This is a genomic window from Pseudomonas sp. PS01301 (assembly GCF_029960215.1).
GTDB classification, from domain to species: Bacteria; Pseudomonadota; Gammaproteobacteria; order Pseudomonadales; family Pseudomonadaceae; genus Aquipseudomonas; species Aquipseudomonas coleopterorum.
Genome location: NZ_JASCPM010000030.1, coordinates 39,360 through 60,879, shown reverse-complemented (window position 1 = coordinate 60,879; position 21,520 = coordinate 39,360). Strand labels below are relative to the sequence as shown.

The 21,520-nt window shown below is 61.3% G+C and carries 20 protein-coding genes; 9 read left to right on the top strand and 11 right to left on the bottom strand.

Going from position 1 to position 21,520, the window contains the following annotated elements:
* A partial coding sequence (locus QMX89_RS15900; RefSeq protein ID WP_282348915.1) for a hypothetical protein occupies positions 1 to 187 on the top strand: 187 nt, incomplete at its 5' end.
* A gap of 80 nt (positions 188 to 267) precedes the next feature.
* Here the strand turns inward: QMX89_RS15900 and msrQ are convergent.
* The 6 genes from msrQ to QMX89_RS15870 form a co-directional block, all read right to left on the bottom strand.
* The gene (gene msrQ, locus QMX89_RS15895) at positions 268 to 888 is read right to left on the bottom strand and encodes a protein-methionine-sulfoxide reductase heme-binding subunit MsrQ (RefSeq protein ID WP_282348914.1); all 621 of its coding nucleotides are present in this window, start codon (positions 886 to 888) and stop codon (positions 268 to 270) included.
* Complete coding sequence (gene msrP / locus QMX89_RS15890; RefSeq protein ID WP_049858696.1) at positions 888 to 1,901, bottom strand: protein-methionine-sulfoxide reductase catalytic subunit MsrP; 1,014 nt, start codon at positions 1,899 to 1,901, stop codon at positions 888 to 890. The genes msrQ and msrP overlap by 1 nt, the downstream gene beginning before the upstream one ends.
* A 66-nt stretch (positions 1,902 to 1,967) precedes the next feature.
* Positions 1,968 to 2,816: a CDP-diacylglycerol--serine O-phosphatidyltransferase gene (gene pssA, locus QMX89_RS15885; RefSeq protein ID WP_049858695.1), complete on the bottom strand. Its 849-nt coding sequence runs from the start codon at positions 2,814 to 2,816 to the stop codon at positions 1,968 to 1,970.
* Positions 2,817 to 2,962: 146 nt separating this feature from the next.
* Positions 2,963 to 3,979 carry a ketol-acid reductoisomerase gene (gene ilvC / locus QMX89_RS15880; RefSeq protein WP_049858694.1) on the bottom strand — a complete coding sequence of 339 codons (1,017 nt, stop codon included), beginning with the start codon at positions 3,977 to 3,979 and terminating at the stop codon, positions 2,963 to 2,965.
* 47 nt (positions 3,980 to 4,026) lie between these two features.
* Positions 4,027 to 4,518 carry an acetolactate synthase small subunit gene (ilvN, locus tag QMX89_RS15875; protein ID WP_049858693.1) on the bottom strand — a complete coding sequence of 164 codons (492 nt, stop codon included), beginning with the start codon at positions 4,516 to 4,518 and terminating at the stop codon, positions 4,027 to 4,029.
* Between the two features lie 2 nt (positions 4,519 to 4,520).
* On the bottom strand, positions 4,521 to 6,245 hold the full coding sequence (locus tag QMX89_RS15870) for an acetolactate synthase 3 large subunit (protein WP_049858707.1): 1,725 nt from the start codon (positions 6,243 to 6,245) through the stop codon (positions 4,521 to 4,523).
* Positions 6,246 to 6,640: 395 nt separating this feature from the next.
* On the opposite strand from QMX89_RS15870, the gene QMX89_RS15865 reads away from it, so the two are divergent.
* Positions 6,641 to 7,075, top strand: coding sequence for a DUF4124 domain-containing protein (locus QMX89_RS15865; protein ID WP_049858692.1), 435 nt, complete (start codon positions 6,641 to 6,643; stop codon positions 7,073 to 7,075).
* A 4-nt stretch (positions 7,076 to 7,079) separates the two neighbouring features.
* Here the strand turns inward: QMX89_RS15865 and QMX89_RS15860 are convergent, their stop codons facing one another.
* Genes QMX89_RS15860 through mrcB form a run of 3 tightly spaced genes read right to left on the bottom strand, consistent with a single transcriptional unit; the run spans position 7,080 to position 10,528 of the window.
* Positions 7,080 to 7,409, bottom strand: a complete 330-nt coding sequence (locus QMX89_RS15860; protein ID WP_049858691.1) for a YqcC family protein — start codon at positions 7,407 to 7,409, stop codon at positions 7,080 to 7,082.
* A complete protein-coding gene (locus QMX89_RS15855; protein ID WP_049858690.1) occupies positions 7,409 to 8,188 on the bottom strand; it encodes a tetratricopeptide repeat protein in 780 nt (259 codons plus the stop codon). Before QMX89_RS15855 ends, QMX89_RS15860 begins: the two co-directional genes overlap by 1 nt.
* 15 nt (positions 8,189 to 8,203) lie before the next feature.
* Positions 8,204 to 10,528, bottom strand: a complete 2,325-nt coding sequence (gene mrcB, locus QMX89_RS15850) for a penicillin-binding protein 1B (protein WP_049858689.1) — start codon at positions 10,526 to 10,528, stop codon at positions 8,204 to 8,206.
* Between the two features lie 119 nt (positions 10,529 to 10,647).
* Here mrcB and QMX89_RS15845 point away from each other — a divergent pair, with 119 nt between their 5' ends.
* The gene (locus QMX89_RS15845) at positions 10,648 to 12,192 is read left to right on the top strand and encodes a bifunctional aminoglycoside phosphotransferase/ATP-binding protein (RefSeq protein WP_282348911.1); all 1,545 of its coding nucleotides are present in this window, start codon (positions 10,648 to 10,650) and stop codon (positions 12,190 to 12,192) included.
* 125 nt (positions 12,193 to 12,317) lie between these two features.
* Complete coding sequence (locus tag QMX89_RS15840) at positions 12,318 to 12,590, top strand: TfoX/Sxy family protein (RefSeq protein ID WP_049858687.1); 273 nt, start codon at positions 12,318 to 12,320, stop codon at positions 12,588 to 12,590.
* Positions 12,591 to 12,810: 220 nt separating this feature from the next.
* Here the strand turns inward: QMX89_RS15840 and sfsA are convergent, their stop codons facing one another.
* On the bottom strand, positions 12,811 to 13,518 hold the full coding sequence (gene sfsA / locus QMX89_RS15835) for a DNA/RNA nuclease SfsA (protein ID WP_282348909.1): 708 nt from the start codon (positions 13,516 to 13,518) through the stop codon (positions 12,811 to 12,813).
* On the bottom strand, positions 13,515 to 14,690 hold the full coding sequence (locus tag QMX89_RS15830; protein WP_282348908.1) for a pyridoxal phosphate-dependent aminotransferase: 1,176 nt from the start codon (positions 14,688 to 14,690) through the stop codon (positions 13,515 to 13,517). The genes sfsA and QMX89_RS15830 overlap by 4 nt, the downstream gene beginning before the upstream one ends.
* Positions 14,691 to 14,934: 244 nt before the next feature.
* On the opposite strand from QMX89_RS15830, the gene dksA reads away from it, so the two are divergent.
* The 5 genes from dksA to QMX89_RS15805 all read left to right on the top strand — a co-directional run bounded on the left by dksA (position 14,935) and on the right by QMX89_RS15805 (position 20,999).
* Positions 14,935 to 15,378, top strand: coding sequence for an RNA polymerase-binding protein DksA (gene dksA, locus QMX89_RS15825; RefSeq protein WP_049858684.1), 444 nt, complete (start codon positions 14,935 to 14,937; stop codon positions 15,376 to 15,378).
* Between the two features lie 64 nt (positions 15,379 to 15,442).
* Positions 15,443 to 16,333: a tRNA glutamyl-Q(34) synthetase GluQRS gene (gluQRS, locus tag QMX89_RS15820; RefSeq protein WP_282348906.1), complete on the top strand. Its 891-nt coding sequence runs from the start codon at positions 15,443 to 15,445 to the stop codon at positions 16,331 to 16,333.
* Between the two features lie 95 nt (positions 16,334 to 16,428).
* Positions 16,429 to 16,605: a hypothetical protein gene (locus tag QMX89_RS15815; RefSeq protein ID WP_003250005.1), complete on the top strand. Its 177-nt coding sequence runs from the start codon at positions 16,429 to 16,431 to the stop codon at positions 16,603 to 16,605.
* Complete coding sequence (locus tag QMX89_RS15810; RefSeq protein WP_162240103.1) at positions 16,589 to 19,543, top strand: sensor histidine kinase; 2,955 nt, start codon at positions 16,589 to 16,591, stop codon at positions 19,541 to 19,543. The genes QMX89_RS15815 and QMX89_RS15810 overlap by 17 nt, the downstream gene beginning before the upstream one ends.
* A 22-nt stretch (positions 19,544 to 19,565) precedes the next feature.
* A complete protein-coding gene (locus tag QMX89_RS15805) occupies positions 19,566 to 20,999 on the top strand; it encodes a sigma-54 dependent transcriptional regulator (RefSeq protein WP_134723054.1) in 1,434 nt (477 codons plus the stop codon).
* Positions 21,000 to 21,520 lie beyond the last annotated feature (521 nt).

Below are 21,520 nucleotides of genomic sequence, written 5' to 3'. Positions count from 1 at the left end.
GTCAAGCGTTTATTTTGAAGTATTTTTCCAGAAACCTGAACAACTTCAAACACTTGACTCGCTTAGATCACTCGTCAGCGGGAGGCGAATTCTACAGCGTTTCAAACCGCTGTCAACTGCCTTTTTCATCGCTTCCGAACTTGAAGTTCGAAGCACTTCCTCACCACCTGAACGACTAACTCATTGATTAACAAGGCGTTTGTCGTTTCGGCTGCGCCGGAAGTGGGGCGAATTATAGACAGATCTGGAGGGGCGTCAACCGTTAATTCAAACCTTTTTCGCGGTAGCTGGTTTTCGCCCCGCTAGACGGGGAATACGCCGCGCCACGGCAGGAACTCGAAGCAGCATCAGGAAGGCGCCGACAGCCGCGTAGATCGACCACTCCTCCAGGTCTGCACGAACGATCCAGAGGAAGTGCAGCAACCCCAGCCCCAGCACTGCATAGATGAGGCGGTGCAGTTGCTTCCAACGGCGACCCAGCCGCCGCTGGCTGTAGCGGTTCGATGTCACGGCCAATGCCAGCAGGCACAGGAACGCCAGGGTTCCGACGATGATATAGGGACGCTTGCTCAGCTCGACGCCAAGCTGCCCCCAGTCCAAACCAAGCACGAAGAACAGATAAGCGGCCAGATGCAGGCATACATAGGCAAAGCACCAAAGGCCCAATTGACGGCGTACGGCTATCCAGCCCGGCCAGCCAGACAGCTTTTGCAAGGGAGTCATGCACAGGGTGATCAACACCAGAATCAACGTGCCCAGACCCAAACGATCGACAAGCACCTTGCCCGGATCGGGCCCCAAGGCAAATATCCACGCCTGGTACAGCCACAACAGCGGCCATACGCAGGCGACCACGAATACACTCAAACGCCAGAACGGGTAACGCATCAGTAGTTTTTCCGCAGATCCATGCCGGTATAGAGGGATGCCACTTCCTCACCGTAGCCATTGAACATTGCCGTCTCGCGGACGTTGGGGCTGAACAGCCCGCTGGGCAGGCGCCGTTCGCGAGCCTGTGTCCAGCGCGGATGGTCGACTTCCGGGTTCACGTTGGCATAGAACCCGTACTCGCTCGGTGCAATGTTTTCCCAGGTCGTCTCTGGCTGCTCGCTGACCAGGCTGATCCGGACGATGGACTTGATGCTTTTGAACCCGTACTTCCACGGCACCACCAGGCGCAAGGGTGCGCCGTTCTGGTTGGGCAGTTCGCGGCCGTACATGCCGACGCCGAGAATCGCCAGCGGATTCATCGCTTCGTCCAAGCGCAGGCCTTCTACATAGGGCCAGTTGATCAAGGCGAAGCCAGAACGCTGGCCAGGCATGGTCTTGGGATCCTGCAGGGTTTCGAAACGGATGTACTTGGCTTTCGAGGTAGGCTCGACCTGCTTGAGCAAAGCCGAGATGGGAAAGCCGATCCAGGGGATGACCATGGACCACGCCTCGACGCAGCGCAGCCGATAGATCCTCTCCTCCAACTGATAGGGCTTCATGAAGTCTTCGAGGGCATAACGCCCTGGCTTGGCGACCTCACCGTCTATCACGACCGACCAGGGTTCGGTTTTCAAGGCGCCAGCATTGATTGCCGGATCGCCCTTGCCGGTCCCGAACTCATAGAAGTTGTTGTAGTGGGTGGCATCCTTGAAAGGCGTGATCGCCTCGCCTTGTACGGTGACCGCGCCCCAGCGGGTTTGACCCAGCTTGTCATTCAACCACGCAGGCGCACTGCTGGCGTCGACGCCTTCGTAACGTGATGGATCGGCAGCGGATGCCCAGGAAGGAAGTGCCGAAACGGCCAGGGCTGTTGCGGTGGCGCCCATGAGCGAGCGACGGGAGAGATAGATCGATTCGGGGGTGACTTCGGACTCTTTGCAGTCCGAAGCACGCGGTAGCTTGATGAGCATGGTGCCTCCGTAGCCTTGGCTGTATTCAACATACCAAGAGACTACGGATTATGCGTGAAATTGAATTTAGTCGGCTTTTTTGTGACGACGCATGCGTAACAAATACTGTATCGGACCTGACGCTGCATAGGCGAGGAAGATCAACAGGAGAATACGGGGCGGATCGCTGAACACCACCGCGAACACCAGCACGACCGCCAGAATGGCCACGAAGGGTACGCGCCCCTTGAGATCCAGCTCCTTGAAGCTGTTGTACTTGATGTTGCTGACCATCAACATGCCTGCAGCAGCGACCAGCAGAGCGACCAGGAAGGACATCTTCGAGCCCTGGATGCCGTAGTCGCTGAACGCCCATACGAGCCCTGCAACCACACCCGCCGCTGCGGGACTGGCCAGACCGATGAAATAGCGTTTATCGGCCGTACCGACCTGAGTATTGAAGCGTGCCAGACGCAGCGCCGCGCCGGCGACGTAGATGAAGGCCACCATCCAGCCGACCTTGCCCATGTCACCCAGTGCCCAGCCGAAGGCGAGCAGTGCAGGTGCGACGCCGAACGCGACCATGTCGGAAAGCGAATCGTATTCCGCTCCGAAGGCGCTTTGGGTGTTGGTCATGCGTGCCACTCGGCCATCGAGGCTGTCGAGGACCATGGCGACAAAGATGGCGATGGCTGCGTAAGCAAAGTACTTGCTGGCTTCGGCAGCATTGCCGGCGCTCTGGGCGCTGATCGAGTTGATGATCGAGTAGAAGCCCGCAAACAGGTTCGCCGTGGTGAACAGGTTGGGCAGAAGATAGATACCGCGGTGCCGGACTTTACGTCCTTCGGCGTCATGCCCTTCTTCGACATGCTCATCGATCGGCAGGAGGCTTTCGGCGTCAGGAGCCTTGTTTGGCTCTTGGGGACGTTCGCTCATGGACAATACCTTGCAACGGTGTGGAAAGTTTCGACAGGCGTCTGGGTCGAGGGTTCGACCGCAAAACGTTGCAGCTTTATACCAGAAGCTTGCCACCATAACGAAAAAACGCGGCCGGGGCCGCGTTTTCATCGCTTAAAACTGTATCAGTTCTTGGCTTTGTCGACGATCTTGTTGGCAGCGATCCAAGGCATCATGGAACGCAGCTGCTCACCAATGACTTCGATGCCATGAGCGGCGTTGTTGCGGCGCTTGGCGGTCATCGATGGATAGTTGGTGGCGCCTTCGTTGATGAACATCTTGGCGTATTCGCCATCCTGGATACGCTTGAGTGCGTTGCGCATCGCCTGGCGCGACTCGGCGTTGATGACTTCCGGACCGGTCACGTACTCGCCGTATTCGGCGTTGTTGGAGATCGAGTAGTTCATGTTGGCGATACCGCCTTCGTACATGAGGTCGACGATCAACTTGAGTTCGTGCAGGCACTCGAAGTAGGCCATTTCCGGTGCATAGCCGGCTTCAACCAGGGTTTCGAAGCCGGCCTTGACCAGTTCCACGGTACCGCCGCACAGAACGGCCTGCTCACCGAACAGGTCGGTTTCGGTCTCGTCCTTGAAGGTGGTTTCGATGATGCCGGTACGGCCACCACCCACGCCCGAAGCGTAGGACAGCGCGACGTTCTTGGCGTTGCCCGACGCATCCTGGTAGATGGCGATCAGGTCAGGGATACCGCCGCCCTTGACGAACTCGGTACGAACGGTGTGACCCGGCGCCTTGGGTGCAATCATGATCACGTCCAGGTCGGCGCGTGGCACGACCTGGTTGTAGTGAATGGCGAAACCGTGGGAGAACGCCAGGGTAGCGCCCTGCTTGATGTTGGGCTCGACTTCGGTCTTGTAAAGCTGGGACTGGAACTCGTCCGGGGTCAGGATCATGACCAGGTCGGCACCGGCAACGGCGGTAGCGACATCGGCGACTTTCAAGCCGTGGGCCTCAGCCTTGGCGACAGTAGCCGAGCCCTTGCGCAGGCCCACAGTGACGTCGACGCCCGAGTCCTTCAGGTTGCATGCCTGGGCGTGGCCCTGGGAGCCGTAACCGATGATGGCTACTTTCTTGCCCTGGATGATCGAGAGGTCGCAATCTTTGTCGTAGTAAACTTTCATTGAATATCACCTGTTATCTAGGCCGTTTCGGCCAGTCGCCAATTGAGTTAGATGCTCAGCACTTTGTCGCCACGAGCGATACCGGTCACGCCACTGCGCACGGTTTCGAGGATCGAGGCGGTGCCGATAGACTGCAGGAAGCTATCCAGCTTGTCGCTGGTGCCCGTCAGCTGAACGGTGTAGACGCTACTGCTGACATCAACGATCTGCCCACGGAAGATGTCCGTGGTGCGTTTGATCTCGGCGCGTTGGGCGCCAGTGGCCTTGACCTTGACCAGCATCAGTTCGCGTTCGATGTGAGCGCTTTCCGACAGGTCTACCAGCTTGACCACCTCGATCAACTTGTTGAGGTTCTTCGTAATCTGTTCGATCACTTCATCATGCCCTACCGTGGTCAACGTCAGACGCGACAGGGTCGGGTCTTCGGTGGGCGCCACGGTCAGGCTTTCGATGTTGTAGTTGCGCTGCGAGAACAGCCCTACCACGCGCGACAGGGCGCCGGGTTCGTTCTCGAGCAAAAGTGAAATGATGTGCCGCATAATCAGGTCCGCTCCGTCTTGCTGAGCCACATGTCGCGCATCGAGCCGTCCTTGATCTGCATCGGATAGACGTGCTCGCCGACGTCGACCTGGATGTCGAGGAAGACCAGGCGGTCGGTCATGGCGAAGGCTTCTTCCATTTTCGGCTTGAGGTCCTTGAGATCGGTGATGCGCATGCCGACGTGACCGTACGCCTCGACGAGCTTGACGAAGTCGGGCAGCGATTCGACGTAGGAATGCGAGTGACGACCGCCGTAGCTCATGTCCTGCCACTGGCGCACCATGCCAAGTACCCCATTGTTGAGCAGGATGATCTTGACCGGCAGGCCGTACTGCAGACAGGTGGACAGCTCCTGAATGTTCATCTGGATACTGCCCTCCCCGGTCACGCAGGCAACGTGGGCCTCGGGAAAGCTCATCTTGACGCCCATGGCCGCCGGGAAGCCGAAGCCCATGGTGCCCAGGCCACCGGAGTTGATCCAGCGATTGGGCTTGTTGAACAGGTAGTACTGCGCGGCGAACATCTGGTGCTGGCCCACATCCGAGGTGACGTACGCGTCGCCCTGGGTGACTTCGCACAGCGTCTCGATGACCTTCTGCGGCTTGATCTTGGAGCCATCGCCCTTGTCGTAGGGGAACAGGCCGTTATCGCCACGCCATTCTTCGACCTGCTTCCACCAACTGGCAACGGTGTCCTTGTTCGGGGTTTCGCCGATGTCCTTCAAGGTTGCGAGCATTTCGGTCAGGACGCTGTCCACAGGACCCACGATCGGCACGTCTGCCTTGATGGTCTTGGAGATCGAGGCCGGGTCGATATCGATGTGGATGATCTTGGCGTTCGGGCAGAACTTGGCCGCGCCGTTGATCACACGGTCGTCGAAGCGGGCGCCCACGGCCAGGATCACATCGGCATGGTGCATGGCCAGGTTGGCGGTGTAGCTGCCGTGCATGCCGAGCATGCCGACGAACTGACGATCCATGCCCGGATAGGCGCCCAGGCCCATCAGGGTGTTGGTCACCGGCAGGTCGAGGATCTGCGCCAACTCGGTCAGGGCGGCGGAAGCGCCACCGAGAATGACACCACCTCCGGCGTACATGACCGGACGCTTGGCGGCCAGGAGCATTTCCACGGCCTTGCGAATCTGACCGGAGTGACCGCGAACCGCCGGGCTGTAGGAGCGCAGCTTGGCTTTCTTGGGATAGACGTATTCGAATTTTTCGGCCGGGTTGGTCATGTCCTTGGGGATGTCGACCACCACAGGGCCGGGACGACCGGACTGCGCCAGGTAGAAGGCCTTCTTCAGGACTTCGGGGATCTCCGAGGCGTGCTTGATCATGAAGCTGTGCTTCACGATGGGACGGGAGATACCGATCATGTCGGTTTCCTGGAACGCGTCGGTGCCGACCAGGGTGCTGGCCACCTGACCCGAGAGGATCACCATCGGAATGGAGTCCATGTAGGCCGTGGCGATACCGGTAATGGCGTTGGTGGCACCCGGGCCGGACGTCACCAGTACCACGCCGGCCTTGCCGGTCGCGCGGGCATAGCCATCGGCCATGTGAGTTGCGGCCTGCTCGTGCCGGACCAGCACGTGCTCGACTGCGGGTTCCTTGAACAGGGCGTCATAGACATGCAGGAGGGCACCACCGGGGTACCCGTAGATGTGCTTAACGCCTTCGTCGCGCAGGAAGCGGACGACCATTTCAGCGCCAGATAAAAGCTCCACGTTGTTCACCTCTAAAACGCCAGAATACCGCTCCATGGGAACGGGTCTTAATAGGTTTACTGCCAGCAGAGCATGAGCGACGGTGGTCGCCGACGTACGTCAGCACTGACTGAGCAAGTATTGGGAGCACCCAAGTGTCACGGGCTTTCCCACCCAGCGCGAGGTAACGCGTTGCGGGTATTACGGGTCGGCGCTGGTGTGCGCCTGTGCTCTGCTGTGTGGGTCTGCTTCTGGCAGTCCCTGTACAGCGGACTTTGGATTGTTGTGATTCGTCTGCTGCAAGTCAAGTGATGCGTGCATTTTATTGCGCACCTGCACCCAAACGGCGCAATAAACCCTGCCTGGCTGATGAGCTATGGTAGTTTCATGCGTAACCAACCCTCAGAGAAGGCGCCATGCGTTCAACCGTTGCCGCAAGTTTGCTGCTGTTTGCCCTGTCCCCATGGGTGATGGCAGGACAAATCTACAAATGGGTCGATAGCCAGGGCGTGACGCATTTTGATGCACGACCGCCCAACGGCGTTGAGGCGACCGCCGTGGAAGGCGTGAAGCCGGTAACCCCGCCCGAGCCGATCTCCAACGAAGCCGTGATGAAAGCCAGTGGCGAGGCCGAGCAACGCCGGATCGACCGCAAGGTAAAGTCGCAGGTGGCCGACGAGACGTCGCGACGCAACGAGTTCTGTACCGGCGTCAGGACCAACCTGGCGCAGCTCAAGAACAATCCGCGGGTGCTTCAGCAGGTCAATGGCGAGGTCAAGCGCCTGACCGAGCAGGAGCGTCAGGCGAAGATCGAGGAAGTGCGCAAGGTGATCGACGAGCAGTGCACGTAAGCGTCTAGCGTACCTGCCCGATCAGCTCGTCGAAGCGCGCCAGACTGGCGCGCAGGCCGCGGCTCTGGTCGGGACGATCGGCGTAGACCATTTCGGCCATCGCCAGAATGCCCGAGGCGTTGGGCAGGGGAAGATCCTGCTCGATGATGATCTTCATGCGGGGCAGGAAGATCCACTGCAGCCATTGATCGAAGTCCAGGGTATCGACGCTGAACGGCTCGACGCTGGCCAGCGCTTCGGCACTGGGTGGCACATCCTGCCACCAACCCTGCTGACGCAATTCGCGTTCGATCAACAGCAGATGCTCGGCGATCGCAAGGAAACGATCATCCATCACGAAGCACTCTTGGCTTTCTGGCGAGCCAGGTTGGCGCCCGCCGCATCGCCCTGCTTGTCGCGCGACTGGGCGATGATGTTCCACAGGCTCGCCTGAAGATCGGGACGACCATTAGCGTAGGTCAGCGCTCGGCGGGCCAGTTGCTCGGCCTGGGCAGCGTCACCCTGGGCCAGCCGCACTTGCGCCAGCTTGTACAGCACCTGCGGCTCGCGCGGTGCGATGCGTTGAGCGCGCTCCAAGCTGGAGGAAGCGCCGTTCAGATCGCCGCCACCCTGCTGTTGCTGAGCGGTCGTCAACAGTGCCAGGACCGGGCCGTCCAGTTGTTCGTCGGCGGACAGGCCGCTACCGCTGCTGGCCCGCGGAATTCCGCTCGGAGCGCTGGCCGGCATGTTGTAGGTCGTGCTTGGCGCCGCCGGCGTATAGGCCGGCGCCTGGCTCACGGGCGCCGAGCTGCTGGGGCCGGGCACTATCGGGCCGGGCGTGATCGGCCCGGTGCTGATCGGCGCGCTGTTGCCTGGCGCTGGGAAGCTCTGGATCGGCTGCGAGCCCGCCCCTTGCGGCACCATGACGACCACGCCGGAATCTTCGGTGATCGCCTGGGCCTGTGCCTTTGGACGAACCACGGTGGTCTGGCGGAAACCGCCAGTGCGCGATACCCGCTCGCCATTGGTGACCGCGGAGCCGGAATCAACCACTGGAATGGAGCCACGTTCCACGCTGGCGCAACCGTTGAGCAAAGCCAATGCCGTCAAGGCAGGAAACCACCACTTGTTCACTTCATTCCCCTTCGCTTAGTTCAACCAGCCTTTGACCCAGTCCATCACCGAATCGTCGGTGGCCGGATTGGCGCCGCCGCATGCGGTGCCTGGAGTCGGTTCGCTGCCGCGAATATACGGCATCTGCACGGCGTTGGGGCAGCTTGCGTCAGAGCCCTGTCCGGTCTTGGCGTCGACCCAGGCTTGCACGATGTTTTCCGGCACCGGTGTATCCAGCGGCAGCGGATCGGCTTTCTTCATGAAACTGGTCCAGACCTGCAGCGCACCGGTGGCGCCGGTGAACGGCGTCTTGCCGTTGTCGTCGCGGCCCAACCAGACCACGGCCAACACGTCCTGGCTGAAGCCGGCGAACCAGCTGTCGCGCGAGTCGTTACTGGTGCCGGTCTTGCCGGCCAGATTCAGATTGCTCGGCAGCACGTTGTAGACCGAACGTCCGGTGCCTTCGCGCATCACCCGCTGCATGGCGTTCTGAATCAGGTAGATGGAAGCCGGGTCGAAGCGCTGCTGGATCTGGAACGGGTAGCGCTTGAGCGGTTCGCCTTCGGCCGTGAGTACGCTGCGGATGCCCCGCATCGGCGTATTGAAACCGCCATTGGCCAAGGTCTGGTACATGGTTGCCACCTGCATCGGCGCCAGGCCGCCCGCCCCCAGCAACATCGACGGGTAGGCGGGCCAATCGACTTGCACACCCAACTTGCCGAGGGTCTTGAGCACGTTGGGCACGCCCAGATCCAGGCCCAGGCGGGCCGTCGACAGGTTGTAGGAATGGGCGAGGCCCTGATACAGGAACACCGTGCCATTGGAATTGCGTTCGTAGTTCTGCGGCTTCCAGATCTGACCGTCTGCGCCCTTGACCGAAAACGGTACGTCCTGCACCCAACTGGTCAGGGTGTATTTGCTAGGCTGCTCAAGCGCGGTCAGGTACACCGCCGGCTTGATCAGCGAGCCGATGGGACGCACTGCATCGAGCGCGCGGTTGAAACCGGCGAAACCCGGTACGCGGCTGCCGACCAAAGCCTGCACTTCGCCGCTTTCGGGGTTGGTCACGACCATGGCCGCCTCGACTTCATCGGCGCCTTTGCGCCCGGCCAGGCGTTTGAAGGTGTCGGTAACCGACGATTCGGCCTTCATCTGCAGGATCGGGTCGAAACTGGTGAAGATCCGCAGGCCTTCTTCGGTCAAGTCTTCGTCGCGATAATCGTCGCGCAACTGGCGCTTGACCAGGTCGAGGAAGCCGGGGAACGAGCTGTCGGCCAGGCTGCCGCGCTTGGTCACGCCCAAGGGCATCTTCTTGGCGGCGTCGACCGCCTCCTGAGTCGCCACGCCCTGCTGCGCCAGCAGGTCGAGCACCAGGTTGCGGCGTTCCAGGGCCCGCTCGGGATTGCGGCGCGGGTTATAGGAGGACGGGCCCTTGACCATACCCACCAGCAATGCCACCTGGTGCAGCTTGAGCTCGGACAACGGCTGACTGAAGAAGAACTGGCTGGCCAGACCGAAACCATGCACGGCGCGCTGGCCGTCCTGGCCGACGAAAACCTCGTTGAGATAGGCCTCGAGGATTTCACCCTTGTCGTAGTGCAGTTCCAGCAGCACCGCCATCATCGCTTCGGTCAGCTTGCGGGTCAGGCTGCGCTCGTTGGTCAGGTAGAAGTTCTTCACCAACTGCTGGGTCAGGGTACTGCCACCCTGGCGCATGGCGCCGGAGGAGGTATTGACCCAGATGGCGCGGGCGATGGACTTGGGCGAGACGCCAAAGTGATGGTAGAAGTCGCGATCCTCGACGGTCACCAGGGTGTCGAGCAGATAAGGTGGCACTTGATCGAGCTTGATCAGAATGCGGTCCTCGAGGTTTTTCGGGTACAGGCCACCGATCAGCAACGGTTCGAGACGCACTACTGCGACCTTCTTGCCACCGCTGCCGCTGAGTTCCGAGACGTAATCGCCGGAGAACTTCACACGCACGGCCTGGGGCTGTTCCAGCCCTTCGTAGAACTGGAAGCCACGGGTGTTCAGGTCGACCGTATTGCCGTTGACCGAGTCGGTGCCCGGACCATCGACGGTGGTTTGCCGACGGTAGCCGAGCGCATCGAGCTCGGTCAGGAAATCATTCTTGGCCAGCTTCTGGCCGACGAACAATTCCAGCGGGCGGGCGTACACCTTGGCCGGGATGGTCCAGCGCTTGCCGGAGAATTTCTCCTGGACAACGGCGTCCAGGTAGACGGCGAAGCCGGCGAGGATCACCAGGCCTACCAGGCCCAGCTTGAGGCCCCAGCCGAGCCAGGTGCGCAGGCCGCCAGATGGGGGTTTTTTAGGGGTACGGGAAGATCGGGTTCGAGTCATGGCGGCGGATTATACGCACTTTGATTTGTCGCGGGCAGGGACCGTTGGCGGTTTGCATCACCGCAGACACTGGCCATAATGACGGCCTTGAAATCATCCCAGCCTATGAAGGATCGCCTGTGAGCCAGACCCTGATCGCCGCCCTGCAAAACCCGGCCCTGTACCCGCATCCGGTGGAAGGGTTCCAGGTCATCGAGACGCACATTTCCTGGGTGATACTGACCGGCCCCTACGCCTACAAGATCAAGAAACCGATGAACTTCGGGTTTCTGGACTTCTCCGCACTGGCCGATCGCGCCCACTTCTGCGCCGAGGAGCTGCGCCTCAATCAGCGCCTGACCTCCGATCTGTACCTGCAGGTGCTGCCGATCACCGGCAGCGCGGAAGCGCCTGTGCTGGGCGGCGAAGGTGAGCCGATCGAATACGCACTACAGATGCGCCAGTTCGAGGGTGGCAATCTGTTGAGCACGCTGCAGGCCAACGGTGAACTGACCCAGGCGCATGTGGATTCGCTGGCACGGCAGATTGCCGACTTCCATCGTGCGGCCCCCGTGGTCGCCGATACGCACGAAGCCGGCACGCCGAAGGCGGCGATGGCTCCGGTCGAACAGAACTTCGAACAGATTCGCCCGTTCCTCACCGACAAGGATGACCTGGCCCAGCTGGATGCCTTGCAGGCCTGGGCACAAAGCAGTTATGTGCGCCTGGAACCGCTACTGGCGCTGCGCAAGCAAGAAGGGTTCATCCGCGAGTGCCATGGTGACATCCACTTGGGCAACGCTACCGTCATCGATGGCGAAGTGGTGATCTTCGACTGCATCGAGTTCAACGAGCCGTTCCGTTTCACCGACGTCTATGCCGACATCGCCTTTCTGGCCATGGACCTGGAAGACCGCGGTCTGAAGAGCCTGGCGCGGCGTTTCATCAGTCATTACCTGGAACTGACCGGTGATTACCAAGGCCTCGAACTGCTGAACTTCTACAAGGCCTACCGCGCGCTGGTGCGGGCCAAGGTGGCGCTGTTCAGCCTGTCGCCGGACGCCACCGGCGTACAGCGTGCAACGACGCTGCGCCAGTACCGCAACTACGCCAACCTGGCGGAAAGCTACAGCGCCATCCCCTCGCGCTTCCTGGCCATAACCAGCGGCGTATCGGCAGTGGGCAAGAGTCACGTTGCTCTGCGCCTGGTCGAGGCGCTGGGTGCGATCCGCCTGCGCTCGGACGTGGAGCGCAAGCGCTTGTTCGGCACCCAGACCGCCGAGACGGGCCTGTATGACGCCAGCACCAGCGAAGCGACCTACCTTCATCTGCACAAGCTGGCAGAACACGTACTGCGCGCCGGCCTGCCAGTGGTGATAGACGCGACGTACCTCAAAGCCGAGCAACGCGCGGCAGCGGCGCAAATCGCCGAGTCCACCGGGGTGCCTTTCCTGATCCTGGATTGCAACGCGCCGGCAGCGGTGATTTCCAGCTGGCTGCAGCAGCGTCAGGCCCATTCCGACGACCCCTCCGATGCCACCCAGGCGGTGATCGACGCTCAGCAGGCGAGCCGCGAACCCTTGAGCGAGGCCGAGCTGCTGCAGACCCGTCGCGTGGAAACCCATGAAAGCGGCAGTCTGGATAAATTGGTGGAGCAGATCCGTCAACGCCTGCCAGGGCTGTAACACACCGTAGCGCTCGATCCGAGCAGACCGGCCACGCGGCACGCCGGTCTGCCGCCGCTACACTGGTTGCTGCTGCCTGCCCCATCGTTCCCCCTCTCATGCCTTGGCCGACGCCAGGAGGTTTGATGACCGATGAACTTCTGGCCCTGAAGAATCTGGGCAAGACCTCCGCTCAATGGCTTCATGCTGTCGGTATCCACAATGCTACCGATCTTCGCCGGGCAGGTGCCGTACAGGCGTACTGCGCGGTGAGGCATCGCGGCTTTCGTGCTTCGAAGGTGCTTCTCTACGCGATCGAAGGAGCATTGCGGGATGTGCACTGGAGCGAATTGTCATGCGAACGCAAGCAGAGCCTGAACCGTCAGGTCGCGGCCCTGCTGCCTCCGGGCAGGTTCTAGACCCATTTTGCACAGCCAACGCAAATAAATGCGCAGAGCACTTGACTCTTAAATGAGAATCGTTATGATTATCACATCCAGTCGCGAGACTGGTGATCTCTGGAAGGCCCTTGGTTCGGACTTTCAGATGTCTCCTCATCAGGCTAATCACGGTTATTGACCCGGCACTTTGCCGGGTCTTTTTTTGCCTGGAGATCCGTGGCGCCCTGCCCCGCGAGGGTTACAGGATCACCGGCAGGCAACGGTCGATGACGATCTCGTACGAATCCAAGTGCACGCCATAGGCCAACATCTCGACACCGGCATCCACCGCCTGGCGCAACGCCAGCGCGTAGCCTGCGTCGATCTCCGACGCCGGTCTTACGGCGTCCACGCCATCGATGTTGACGCAATACAGCTGCACAGCGCGCACGCCGCTGCGGGCCAGCGCGGCCAATTCACGCAGGTGCTTGGCGCCTCGCTGGGTCACGGCATCGGGGAACGCTGCGATGCGGCTGTCGGCAAAGCCCAGGGTTACGCTCTTCACTTCGACCCACGCGCAGCCATCCGGGTAATCCAGACGGAAGTCGATACGGCTGCGCTCCTGGCCATAGGGCACCTCGCGCTTGAATGCAGAGAATCCGGCCAGCTCCGCTATCCGGCCGGCGATCAACGCTTCCTCTACCAGCGCATTGGCCCGCGCAGTATTGATGCAGGCCAATCGGCCCTGCGGCGTTTCACTGATCTCCCAGGTACCCGGCAACTTGCGTTTGGGGTCGCTCGAACGCGTGAACCAGACGCGACCGCCGGGCATCATGCAGTTGAGCATCGAGCCGGTATTGGGGCAGTGAATGGTCAGCCGCTCGCCGTCTTCAAGCTCGATGTCGGCGAGAAACCGCTTGTAGCGCTGGATCAGACGCCCTTGCTCCAAGGCTGGCGAGAAGATCATCTTGCCTGCCAGCTTTGCAGGCCACGAGCGATCCGCGTCACGGCCTGTTCCAGACGCGGAAGGCTCTGGGTGTAGGCGAAGCGGACATGGTGGCCCGCTTTGTGACGACCGAAGTCCAGCCCCGGCGTGAAGGCCACGTGCTCGGTTTCCAGGAAATATTGGCAGAATGCGAAGGCATCGTCGCTGAATGCACTGATATCGGCGTACAGGTAGAAGGCGCCTTCAGGCTCGACGGCAATGGCGAAGCCCAAGTCGCGCAGCGCAGGCAACAGATAATCGCGGCGCTGGCCGAATGCTTCGCGGCGCTGTTCGAAGATCTCCAGCGTGGCCGGCTCGAAGCAGACCAGTGCCGCATGCTGCGCCATGCTCGGGGCGCTGATGTACAGGTTCTGCGCCAGTTTTTCCAGTTCGGGGATAGCCTGCGGGGGTGCAACCAGCCAGCCGAGGCGCCAACCGGTCATCCCGAAATACTTGGAAAAACTATTTAGGACGAAGGCATCGTCATCCACTTCCAGCACACTGGCGGCGGTCGTGCCATAGGTCAAACCGTGATAGATCTCGTCGACCACAAGATGGCCCTGGCGATCCTTCACGGCCTGGCTCAAGGCACGCAATTCGTCGCGATCCAGTAACGTGCCGGTGGGGTTGGCCGGGGACGCCACCAAGGCTCCGACGCTGTGCTCGTCCCAGTGCTGCGCCACCAGTTGGGCGTTGAGTTGATAGCGCTGTGCAGGACCCACCGGGACCAGTTGGGCAGCGCCTTCGACCAGGCGCAGGAAGTGCCGATTGCACGGGTAGCCGGGGTCGGCCAGAAGCCAGTGCTTGCCGGGATCGACCAGCAGGCTGGCCGCCAGCAGCAAGGCGCCCGAGCCGCCTGGGGTGATCATGATGCGCTGGGGGTCGATGTCCAGGTCGTAGCGCTGTCGATAGAACCCGGAGATGGCTTCGCGCAGCGCCGGCAGCCCCCGTGCAGCGGTGTAGCGGGTATGCCCGGCGGCCAATGCGGCCTGTCCGGCAGCAACGATGGGGGCGGCCGTGGTGAAGTCCGGCTCGCCGATTTCCAGGTGGATCACATCGTGCCCCTGGCTCTGCAGTTCATTGGCCCGGGCCAGTAGCGCCATCACGTGAAACGGTTCGATGGCGCGACTGCGTGCGCTGTAGAGCGGAGCCATGGGGATTCCTTGTGGCAGCGAAAAAAGCCGATTCTACCGAACCTTTGCATCGAACGTTTCACCGAACGCGCGATCGAAACCCACCACATCGTGCCTGCGACGCAGGCGTTCCAGGCACGACAACCGGGAGTAGCGCGTGCTGGTTCGATCTGGTAAGTTCGCCGGCTTGCAGTCGCAGGGCCGGCGGGTGCCGGAGAAGGATCATCCTGCGCAATGGATTAGTAGAGCGAGAGGCGGTTGATTCATGCCCACCAATGAAAAGCAACAAAACACTGGCAACTTGTCCGGTTTCGCTCCCTACGTTCCGACGAAGGGCGAGGAGTACATGGGCAAGCCGATGCGTGCTCACTTCACCAAGATCCTGAACAAGTGGAAACAGGACTTGATGCAGGAAGTGGATCGCACCGTCGACCACATGAAGGACGAAGCCGCCAACTTTCCTGACCCGGCCGATCGGGCCAGTCAGGAAGAGGAATTCAGCCTCGAATTGCGCGCTCGCGATCGTGAACGCAAGTTGATCAAGAAGATCGACAAGACGCTGCAGTTGATCGAGGACGAAGAGTACGGCTGGTGCGAATCCTGCGGCATCGAGATCGGCATTCGCCGCCTTGAGGCACGTCCGACCGCCGATCTGTGCATCGACTGCAAGACCTTGGCGGAAATCAAGGAAAAACAGGTCGGCAAATGACCTGTCGACAAAGGGGCGCCACGGCGCCCCTTTGTATCTGTATTGCCCGTAGAATCCTGCACCCATGACAACCCCTCCTTATATAGGTCGCTTCGCCCCGACTCCGAGCGGCTACCTGCATTTCGGCTCCCTGGTGGCCGCCCTGGCGTCCTGGCTGGACGCACGCGCTGCGGGCGGTCGCTGGCTGGTGCGCATGGAGGACCTCGATCCGCCGCGGGAAGTCGCCGGTGCCCCGGCAGCCATCCTCCAGACGCTGGACAGCTACGGGTTGCACTGGGATGGCGAGGTGGTCTATCAGAGCCTGCGTCATGACGCCTACCAGCAGGTGATCGATCGCTTGCTCGCACAGGGGCTGGCCTATGCCTGTACCTGCTCGCGCAAACAGCTGGAACCCTATCAAGGCATCTATCCCGACACCTGTCGCAATGCCGGGCACTCGACCGAGGATGCAGCCATCCGCGTGCGCGTTCCGGAACTGCTGTATCGCTTCGAGGACCGAGTGCAGGGTGCGTATTCGCAGCATTTGGGCCACGAGTCGGGGGACTTCGTCATCCGTCGTCGCGACGGTCTGTATGCCTATCAACTGGCGGTGGTGCTGGATGATGCCTGGCAGGGGGTGACGGATATCGTTCGCGGTGCCGACCTGCTGGATTCGACACCGCGCCATCTGTATCTGCAGGAGTTGCTGGGGTTACCACAACCGCGGTACCTGCATGTCCCTTTGATCATTCAGCCCGATGGCAACAAGCTGGGCAAAAGTTACCGATCTCCTCCCCTGGATCCGGATCAGGCAGCTCCCCTGCTGGTGCGTGCCCTGCGCGCGCTGGGCCAGGCACCTGAGGCCGATCTGGCCGACGGCAGCGTTCAGGATGTGCTGGGCTGGGGCGTGGCGCATTGGAACAGTGATGCGATTCCCCGTGTGCGCACGGTGGCAGAGGCGCAGCTGGGCGAGTGATCGGCAGCCGGGTCATACCCGCCCCTTCGCAGCGACACGCCGATCCGCTACCATCGCCGCACCGTTTTTGCACACGACCCTACCCTGAGGCCAGCATGTATATCTATCGATTGGTCCTGCTTCTGGTGGTGGGGATCTACCTGTTCTCCCCCGCCATCATGGACTGGTGGATCGAGCCCACCGGTGCGTGGTATCGACCCTACCTGCTATGGCTGATTCTGATCGTGGTGACCTTTATCCTGCAGAGCCAGCGTGATGCCGATGAGCTTTAGCCTTACCCAGATGTTGCTGGTCAGCGCGGCCTACCTGCTGGTGCTGTTCGCGGTAGCCTGGGTCAGCGAACGCGGCATGATCGCGCGGGCGATCATTCGCCATCCGTTGACCTACACCCTGTCACTGGGCGTCTACGCCAGCGCCTGGGCATTCTATGGCACGGTTGGCCTGGCCTATCAGTATGGCTATGGTTTTCTGGCCTGCTACCTGGGAGTGTCCGGCGCCTTTCTGCTGGCGCCGGTGCTGCTGTATCCGATACTCAAGGTCACGCGCACCTATCAGCTGTCATCGCTGGCCGACCTGTTCGCCTTTCGCTTCCGCAGCACCTGGGCCGGCGCGCTGACTACCGTGTTCATGCTGGTCGGCGTACTGCCGTTGCTGGCGCTGCAGATTCAAGCGGTTGCCGATTCCATCGGCATCATGACCGGCGAGCTGGTGCAGAATCGAGTGGCGTTGAGCTTCTGCGTGCTCATCACTTTGTTCACGATCTTTTTCGGCTCGCGTCATATCGCGACCCGCGAGAAGCACGAGGGACTGGTGTTTGCCATTGCCTTCGAATCGGTGATCAAGCTGATCGCGGTGGGCGGTATCGGCCTATACGCCCTGTACGGTGTATTCGACGGCCCGCACGATTTGGAGCAATGGTTGCTGCAGAACCAGACCGCGCTGGCTTCGCTGCATGCGCCCCTGCAAGAGGGGCCCTGGCGCACGCTGCTGCTGGTGTTCTTCGCGTCGGCGATCGTCATGCCGCACATGTACCACATGGTCTTCACCGAGAACCTCAACCCCCGTGCGCTGGTCAGCGCCAGTTGGGGGCTGCCGCTGTTCCTGCTGCTGATGAGTCTGGCGGTGCCGCTGATCCTCTGGGCGGGCCTGCGCCTGGGCGTTACCACCAATCCGGAATTCTTCACGCTAGGGGTTGGCATCGCCGCCAATAGCCAGGCGCTGGCGCTGCTGGCGTATGTCGGCGGGCTCTCTGCGTCCTGTGGGCTGATCATCGTCACCACCCTGGCGCTGTCGGGCATGATGCTCAACCACCTGGTGCTACCGCTGTACCAGCCGCCGGCCGAAGGCAATATCTATCGCTGGCTGAAGTGGACGCGTCGAGCCTTGATCGTCGCCATCATCATGGCCGGCTATGCCTTCTACCTGCTGCTGGGCGCCAAGCAGGACCTGGCTCACCTGGGTATCGTCGCCTTCGTGGCCACGCTGCAGTTCCTGCCGGGTGTGCTGTCGGTGCTGTACTGGCCCACGGCCAATCGCCGTGGGTTCATCGCCGGTCTGTTGGCGGGCATGGCGGTCTGGATGGTGACCATGCTCTTGCCGCTGATCGGCAACCTGCAAGGCTTCTACATTCCGCGCTTGAACATGATCTACGTGCTCGACGACACCAGCTGGCACATGGCAGCCATTGCTTCGCTGGCGGCCAACGTCTTGCTGTTCACGCTGATCTCGCTGTTCACCGCTGCCAGCACCGAAGAGGTCAGTGCCGCCGAAGCCTGTGCGGTGGACAACGTACGCCGCCCGCAGCGCCGCGAGCTGCACGCCGCCTCGCCCCAGGAGTTCGCCACGCAGCTGGCCAAACCGCTGGGCGCCAAGGCTGCCCAGCGGGAGGTGGAACAAGCCCTGCGTGATCTCTACCTGCCCTTCGACGAGCGACGGCCCTACGCCTTGCGCCGTCTGCGTGACCGGATCGAGGCCAACCTGTCCGGCCTCATGGGCCCCAGCGTGGCCCAGGACATGGTCGAGACGTTTTTGCCCTACAAGTCGGGCAGCGAAAACTATGTGACCGAAGACATCCACTTCATCGAAAGCCGCCTGGAAGACTACCACTCGCGCCTGACCGGCCTGGCCGCCGAGCTGGATGCGCTGCGTCGCTACCACCGCCAGACCCTGCAGGAGTTGCCCATGGGCGTCTGCTCGCTGGCCAAGGATCAGGAGATCCTGATGTGGAACAAGGCCATGGAGGACCTGACCGGGGTGCCTGCCCAGCACGTGGTCGGCTCGCGCCTGGTGACCATCAGCCAGCCATGGCGCAGCCTGCTGATCGACTTCATCAACGTGCCCGACGAACATTTGCACAAGCAACGCTTGGCTCTGGATGGGCAGACCCGTTGGCTGAACCTGCACAAGGCCGCCATCGATGAGCCACTGGCACCGGGCAACAGTGGCCTGGTGGTGCTGGTCGAGGACCTGACCGAAACGCAGATGCTCGAAGACAAGCTGGTGCATTCCGAACGCCTGGCCAGCATCGGCAGGCTGGCGGCCGGGGTGGCCCACGAGATCGGCAACCCGATCACCGGCATCGCCTGCCTGGCGCAGAACCTGCGCGAAGAGCGCGAGGAAGACGCCGAGATCACCGAACTGAGCAGCCAGATTCTCGAACAGACCAAGCGCGTGTCGCGCATCGTCCAGTCGCTGATGAGTTTTGCCCATGCCGGTGGACACCAGCACAGCGATGAGCCGGTCAACCTGGCCCAGGTGGCGCAGGATGCCATTGGCCTGCTGGCCCTGAACCGCCGCAACTTCGAGATCCAGTTCTACAACCTGTGCGACCCCGAGCACTGGGCCGTGGGCGATCCACAACGCCTGGCACAGGTGCTGATCAATCTGTTGTCCAATGCGCGGGACGCCTCGGTGGCCGGCGGCGCGGTACGCGTCAAGACCGAGGCGAGCGAACAGACCGTCGACCTCATCGTCGAAGACGAGGGCAGCGGCATTCCCAAGAACATCATGGACCGGTTATTCGAACCGTTCTTCACCACCAAGGATCCGGGCGAAGGGACCGGACTGGGGCTCGCTCTGGTCTATTCCATCGTTGAAGAGCATTATGGACAGATCACCATCGACAGCCCGGCCGATATCCAGAGCCAGCGCGGTACCCGGATTCGGGTGACATTGCCGCGTCATGTCGAAGCGACGTCCGCTGTGAACTGAGACCGTCGAGAGAATAGAATCAATGCCGCATATTTTGATCGTCGAAGACGAAACCATCATTCGATCTGCCCTGCGTCGCCTGCTCGAACGCAACCAGTATCAGGTCAGTGAGGCCGGCTCCGTGCAGGAAGCACAGGAGCGGTTCAGCATTCCATCGTTCGACCTGATCATCAGCGACCTGCGCCTGCCCGGTGCGCCAGGCACCGAGCTGATCAAGCTGGGCGAAGGCACTCCGGTACTCATCATGACCAGCTACGCCAGCCTGCGCTCGGCGGTTGACTCGATGAAGATGGGCGCGGTCGACTACATCGCCAAGCCCTTCGATCACGATGAAATGCTCCAGGCTGCCGCACGCATCCTGCGCGATCGGCAAAGCGCACCGGCGGCGGCCGTCGAACGGCCGGCAAACAAGCCAGGCGCCGACAAACCAGCCGCGCAGAACGCCAATGGCGATATCGGCATCATCGGCTCCTGCCCGCCCATGCAGGATCTCTACAGCAAGATCCGCAAGGTGGCTCCGACCGATTCGAACGTGTTGATCCAGGGCGAATCGGGCACTGGCAAGGAACTGGTCGCCCGAGCCCTGCACAACCTGTCCAAACGTGCGAAGGCGCCGATGATCTCGGTCAACTGTGCCGCGATCCCGGAAACCTTGATCGAGTCCGAACTGTTCGGCCATGAGAAAGGTGCCTTCACCGGCGCCAGCGCCGGGCGTGCCGGGCTGGTCGAAGCCGCCGATGGCGGAACGCTGTTTCTCGACGAGATCGGCGAGCTGCCCCTAGAGGCTCAGGCACGTCTGCTCAGGGTCTTGCAGGAAGGCGAGATTCGCCGCGTGGGCTCGGTACAGTCGCAGAAAGTCGACGTTCGCCTGATTGCCGCGACTCACCGTGACCTGAAAAGCCTGGCCAAGCTGGGCCAGTTCCGTGAGGACCTCTATTACCGCCTGCACGTGATCGCGCTGAAGCTGCCGCCATTGCGCGAGCGCGGTGCCGATGTCGGCGAGATCGCCAAGGCGTTCCTGATTCGCCAGAGCGCCCGGATCGGACGTACCGACCTGCGTTTCGCCGCCGATGCCGAGCAGGCGATTCGGCAGTATTCCTGGCCGGGCAACGTACGCGAACTGGAAAACGCCGTCGAGCGCTCGGTGATCCTCAGCGAGAGCACCGAGATATCGGCCGAGCTGCTGGGCATCGACATCGAACTCGCCGATCTGCAGGACACCGATGACTTCGTCGGCCTGCCTTCCCAACCGAACGGGGCCAACAACACCGCTCACGACCCCACCGAAGATCTTTCTCTGGAAGATTATTTCCAGCACTTCGTGCTGGAGCATCAAGACCACATGACCGAGACCGAATTGGCGCGCAAATTGGGCGTCAGCCGCAAGTGTCTGTGGGAGCGTCGACAGCGCCTGGGCATCCCGCGGCGCAAGTCGAGTGTGGCCAGTGAAAGCTGATACGTTTCAGCTCTAGCCCGCGGGTTTCGCGGCTTGACGGGTAGCCGTGACAAACTGTTACCCTAGGCCTGCGACGTAACAAAACACGGTTCCATCGGTAACGAATCCCGGGTCGATTCTGACCCTCGACCACCGGCCTTTTACCCGCAAAGCCCCGTTCTACAGGGACTCGCAAAAGTTGGCATGGGACCTGCTATATCTCTGGTACAAGAACAACAACAAGCAAGCAAACCCATAACAAGAACAAGACGAATCGACTCACGCATAACAAGAACAACACGGCGGAGGCGCAGCTAACTGATTCTTTTGGAGAGGCGTTGTTTTTGGGGAAACCCGCAGCCAGGCAGAGAACTACAACAACTGCTTTGAAGCAGAAGCCAGAACTGGTTGGATCACCGCGATCATCACAGCACAGCGACCAAAGCAATCCGTTTGCTCTTGCTCCCGAATAGGGAGCCACCCCCGAACCCAGGTTCGGTGGACAGGGCACTCAACAAAAACAAGAAGCCCGACAAAAAATA

Excerpts from the sequence above, each read along its gene's own strand:
- QMX89_RS15805 (WP_134723054.1), top strand. The coding sequence starts at position 19,566 with ATGCCGCATATTTTGATCGTCGAAGACGAAACCATCATTCGATCTGCC.
- QMX89_RS15840 (WP_049858687.1), top strand. The coding sequence starts at position 12,318 with ATGACCGATGAACTTCTGGCCCTGAAGAATCTGGGCAAGACCTCCGCT.
- dksA (WP_049858684.1), top strand. The coding sequence starts at position 14,935 with ATGCCCACCAATGAAAAGCAACAAAACACTGGCAACTTGTCCGGTTTC.
- QMX89_RS15865 (WP_049858692.1), top strand. The coding sequence starts at position 6,641 with ATGCGTTCAACCGTTGCCGCAAGTTTGCTGCTGTTTGCCCTGTCCCCA.
- mrcB (WP_049858689.1), bottom strand. The coding sequence starts at position 10,528 with ATGACTCGAACCCGATCTTCCCGTACCCCTAAAAAACCCCCATCTGGC.
- msrQ (WP_282348914.1), bottom strand. The coding sequence starts at position 888 with ATGCGTTACCCGTTCTGGCGTTTGAGTGTATTCGTGGTCGCCTGCGTA.
- QMX89_RS15815 (WP_003250005.1), top strand. The coding sequence starts at position 16,429 with ATGTATATCTATCGATTGGTCCTGCTTCTGGTGGTGGGGATCTACCTG.
- msrP (WP_049858696.1), bottom strand. The coding sequence starts at position 1,901 with ATGCTCATCAAGCTACCGCGTGCTTCGGACTGCAAAGAGTCCGAAGTC.
- gluQRS (WP_282348906.1), top strand. The coding sequence starts at position 15,443 with ATGACAACCCCTCCTTATATAGGTCGCTTCGCCCCGACTCCGAGCGGC.
- ilvC (WP_049858694.1), bottom strand. The coding sequence starts at position 3,979 with ATGAAAGTTTACTACGACAAAGATTGCGACCTCTCGATCATCCAGGGC.
- QMX89_RS15810 (WP_162240103.1), top strand. The coding sequence starts at position 16,589 with ATGCCGATGAGCTTTAGCCTTACCCAGATGTTGCTGGTCAGCGCGGCC.
- sfsA (WP_282348909.1), bottom strand. The coding sequence starts at position 13,518 with ATGATCTTCTCGCCAGCCTTGGAGCAAGGGCGTCTGATCCAGCGCTAC.
- QMX89_RS15860 (WP_049858691.1), bottom strand. The coding sequence starts at position 7,409 with ATGGATGATCGTTTCCTTGCGATCGCCGAGCATCTGCTGTTGATCGAA.
- QMX89_RS15830 (WP_282348908.1), bottom strand. The coding sequence starts at position 14,690 with ATGGCTCCGCTCTACAGCGCACGCAGTCGCGCCATCGAACCGTTTCAC.
- ilvN (WP_049858693.1), bottom strand. The coding sequence starts at position 4,518 with ATGCGGCACATCATTTCACTTTTGCTCGAGAACGAACCCGGCGCCCTG.
- pssA (WP_049858695.1), bottom strand. The coding sequence starts at position 2,816 with ATGAGCGAACGTCCCCAAGAGCCAAACAAGGCTCCTGACGCCGAAAGC.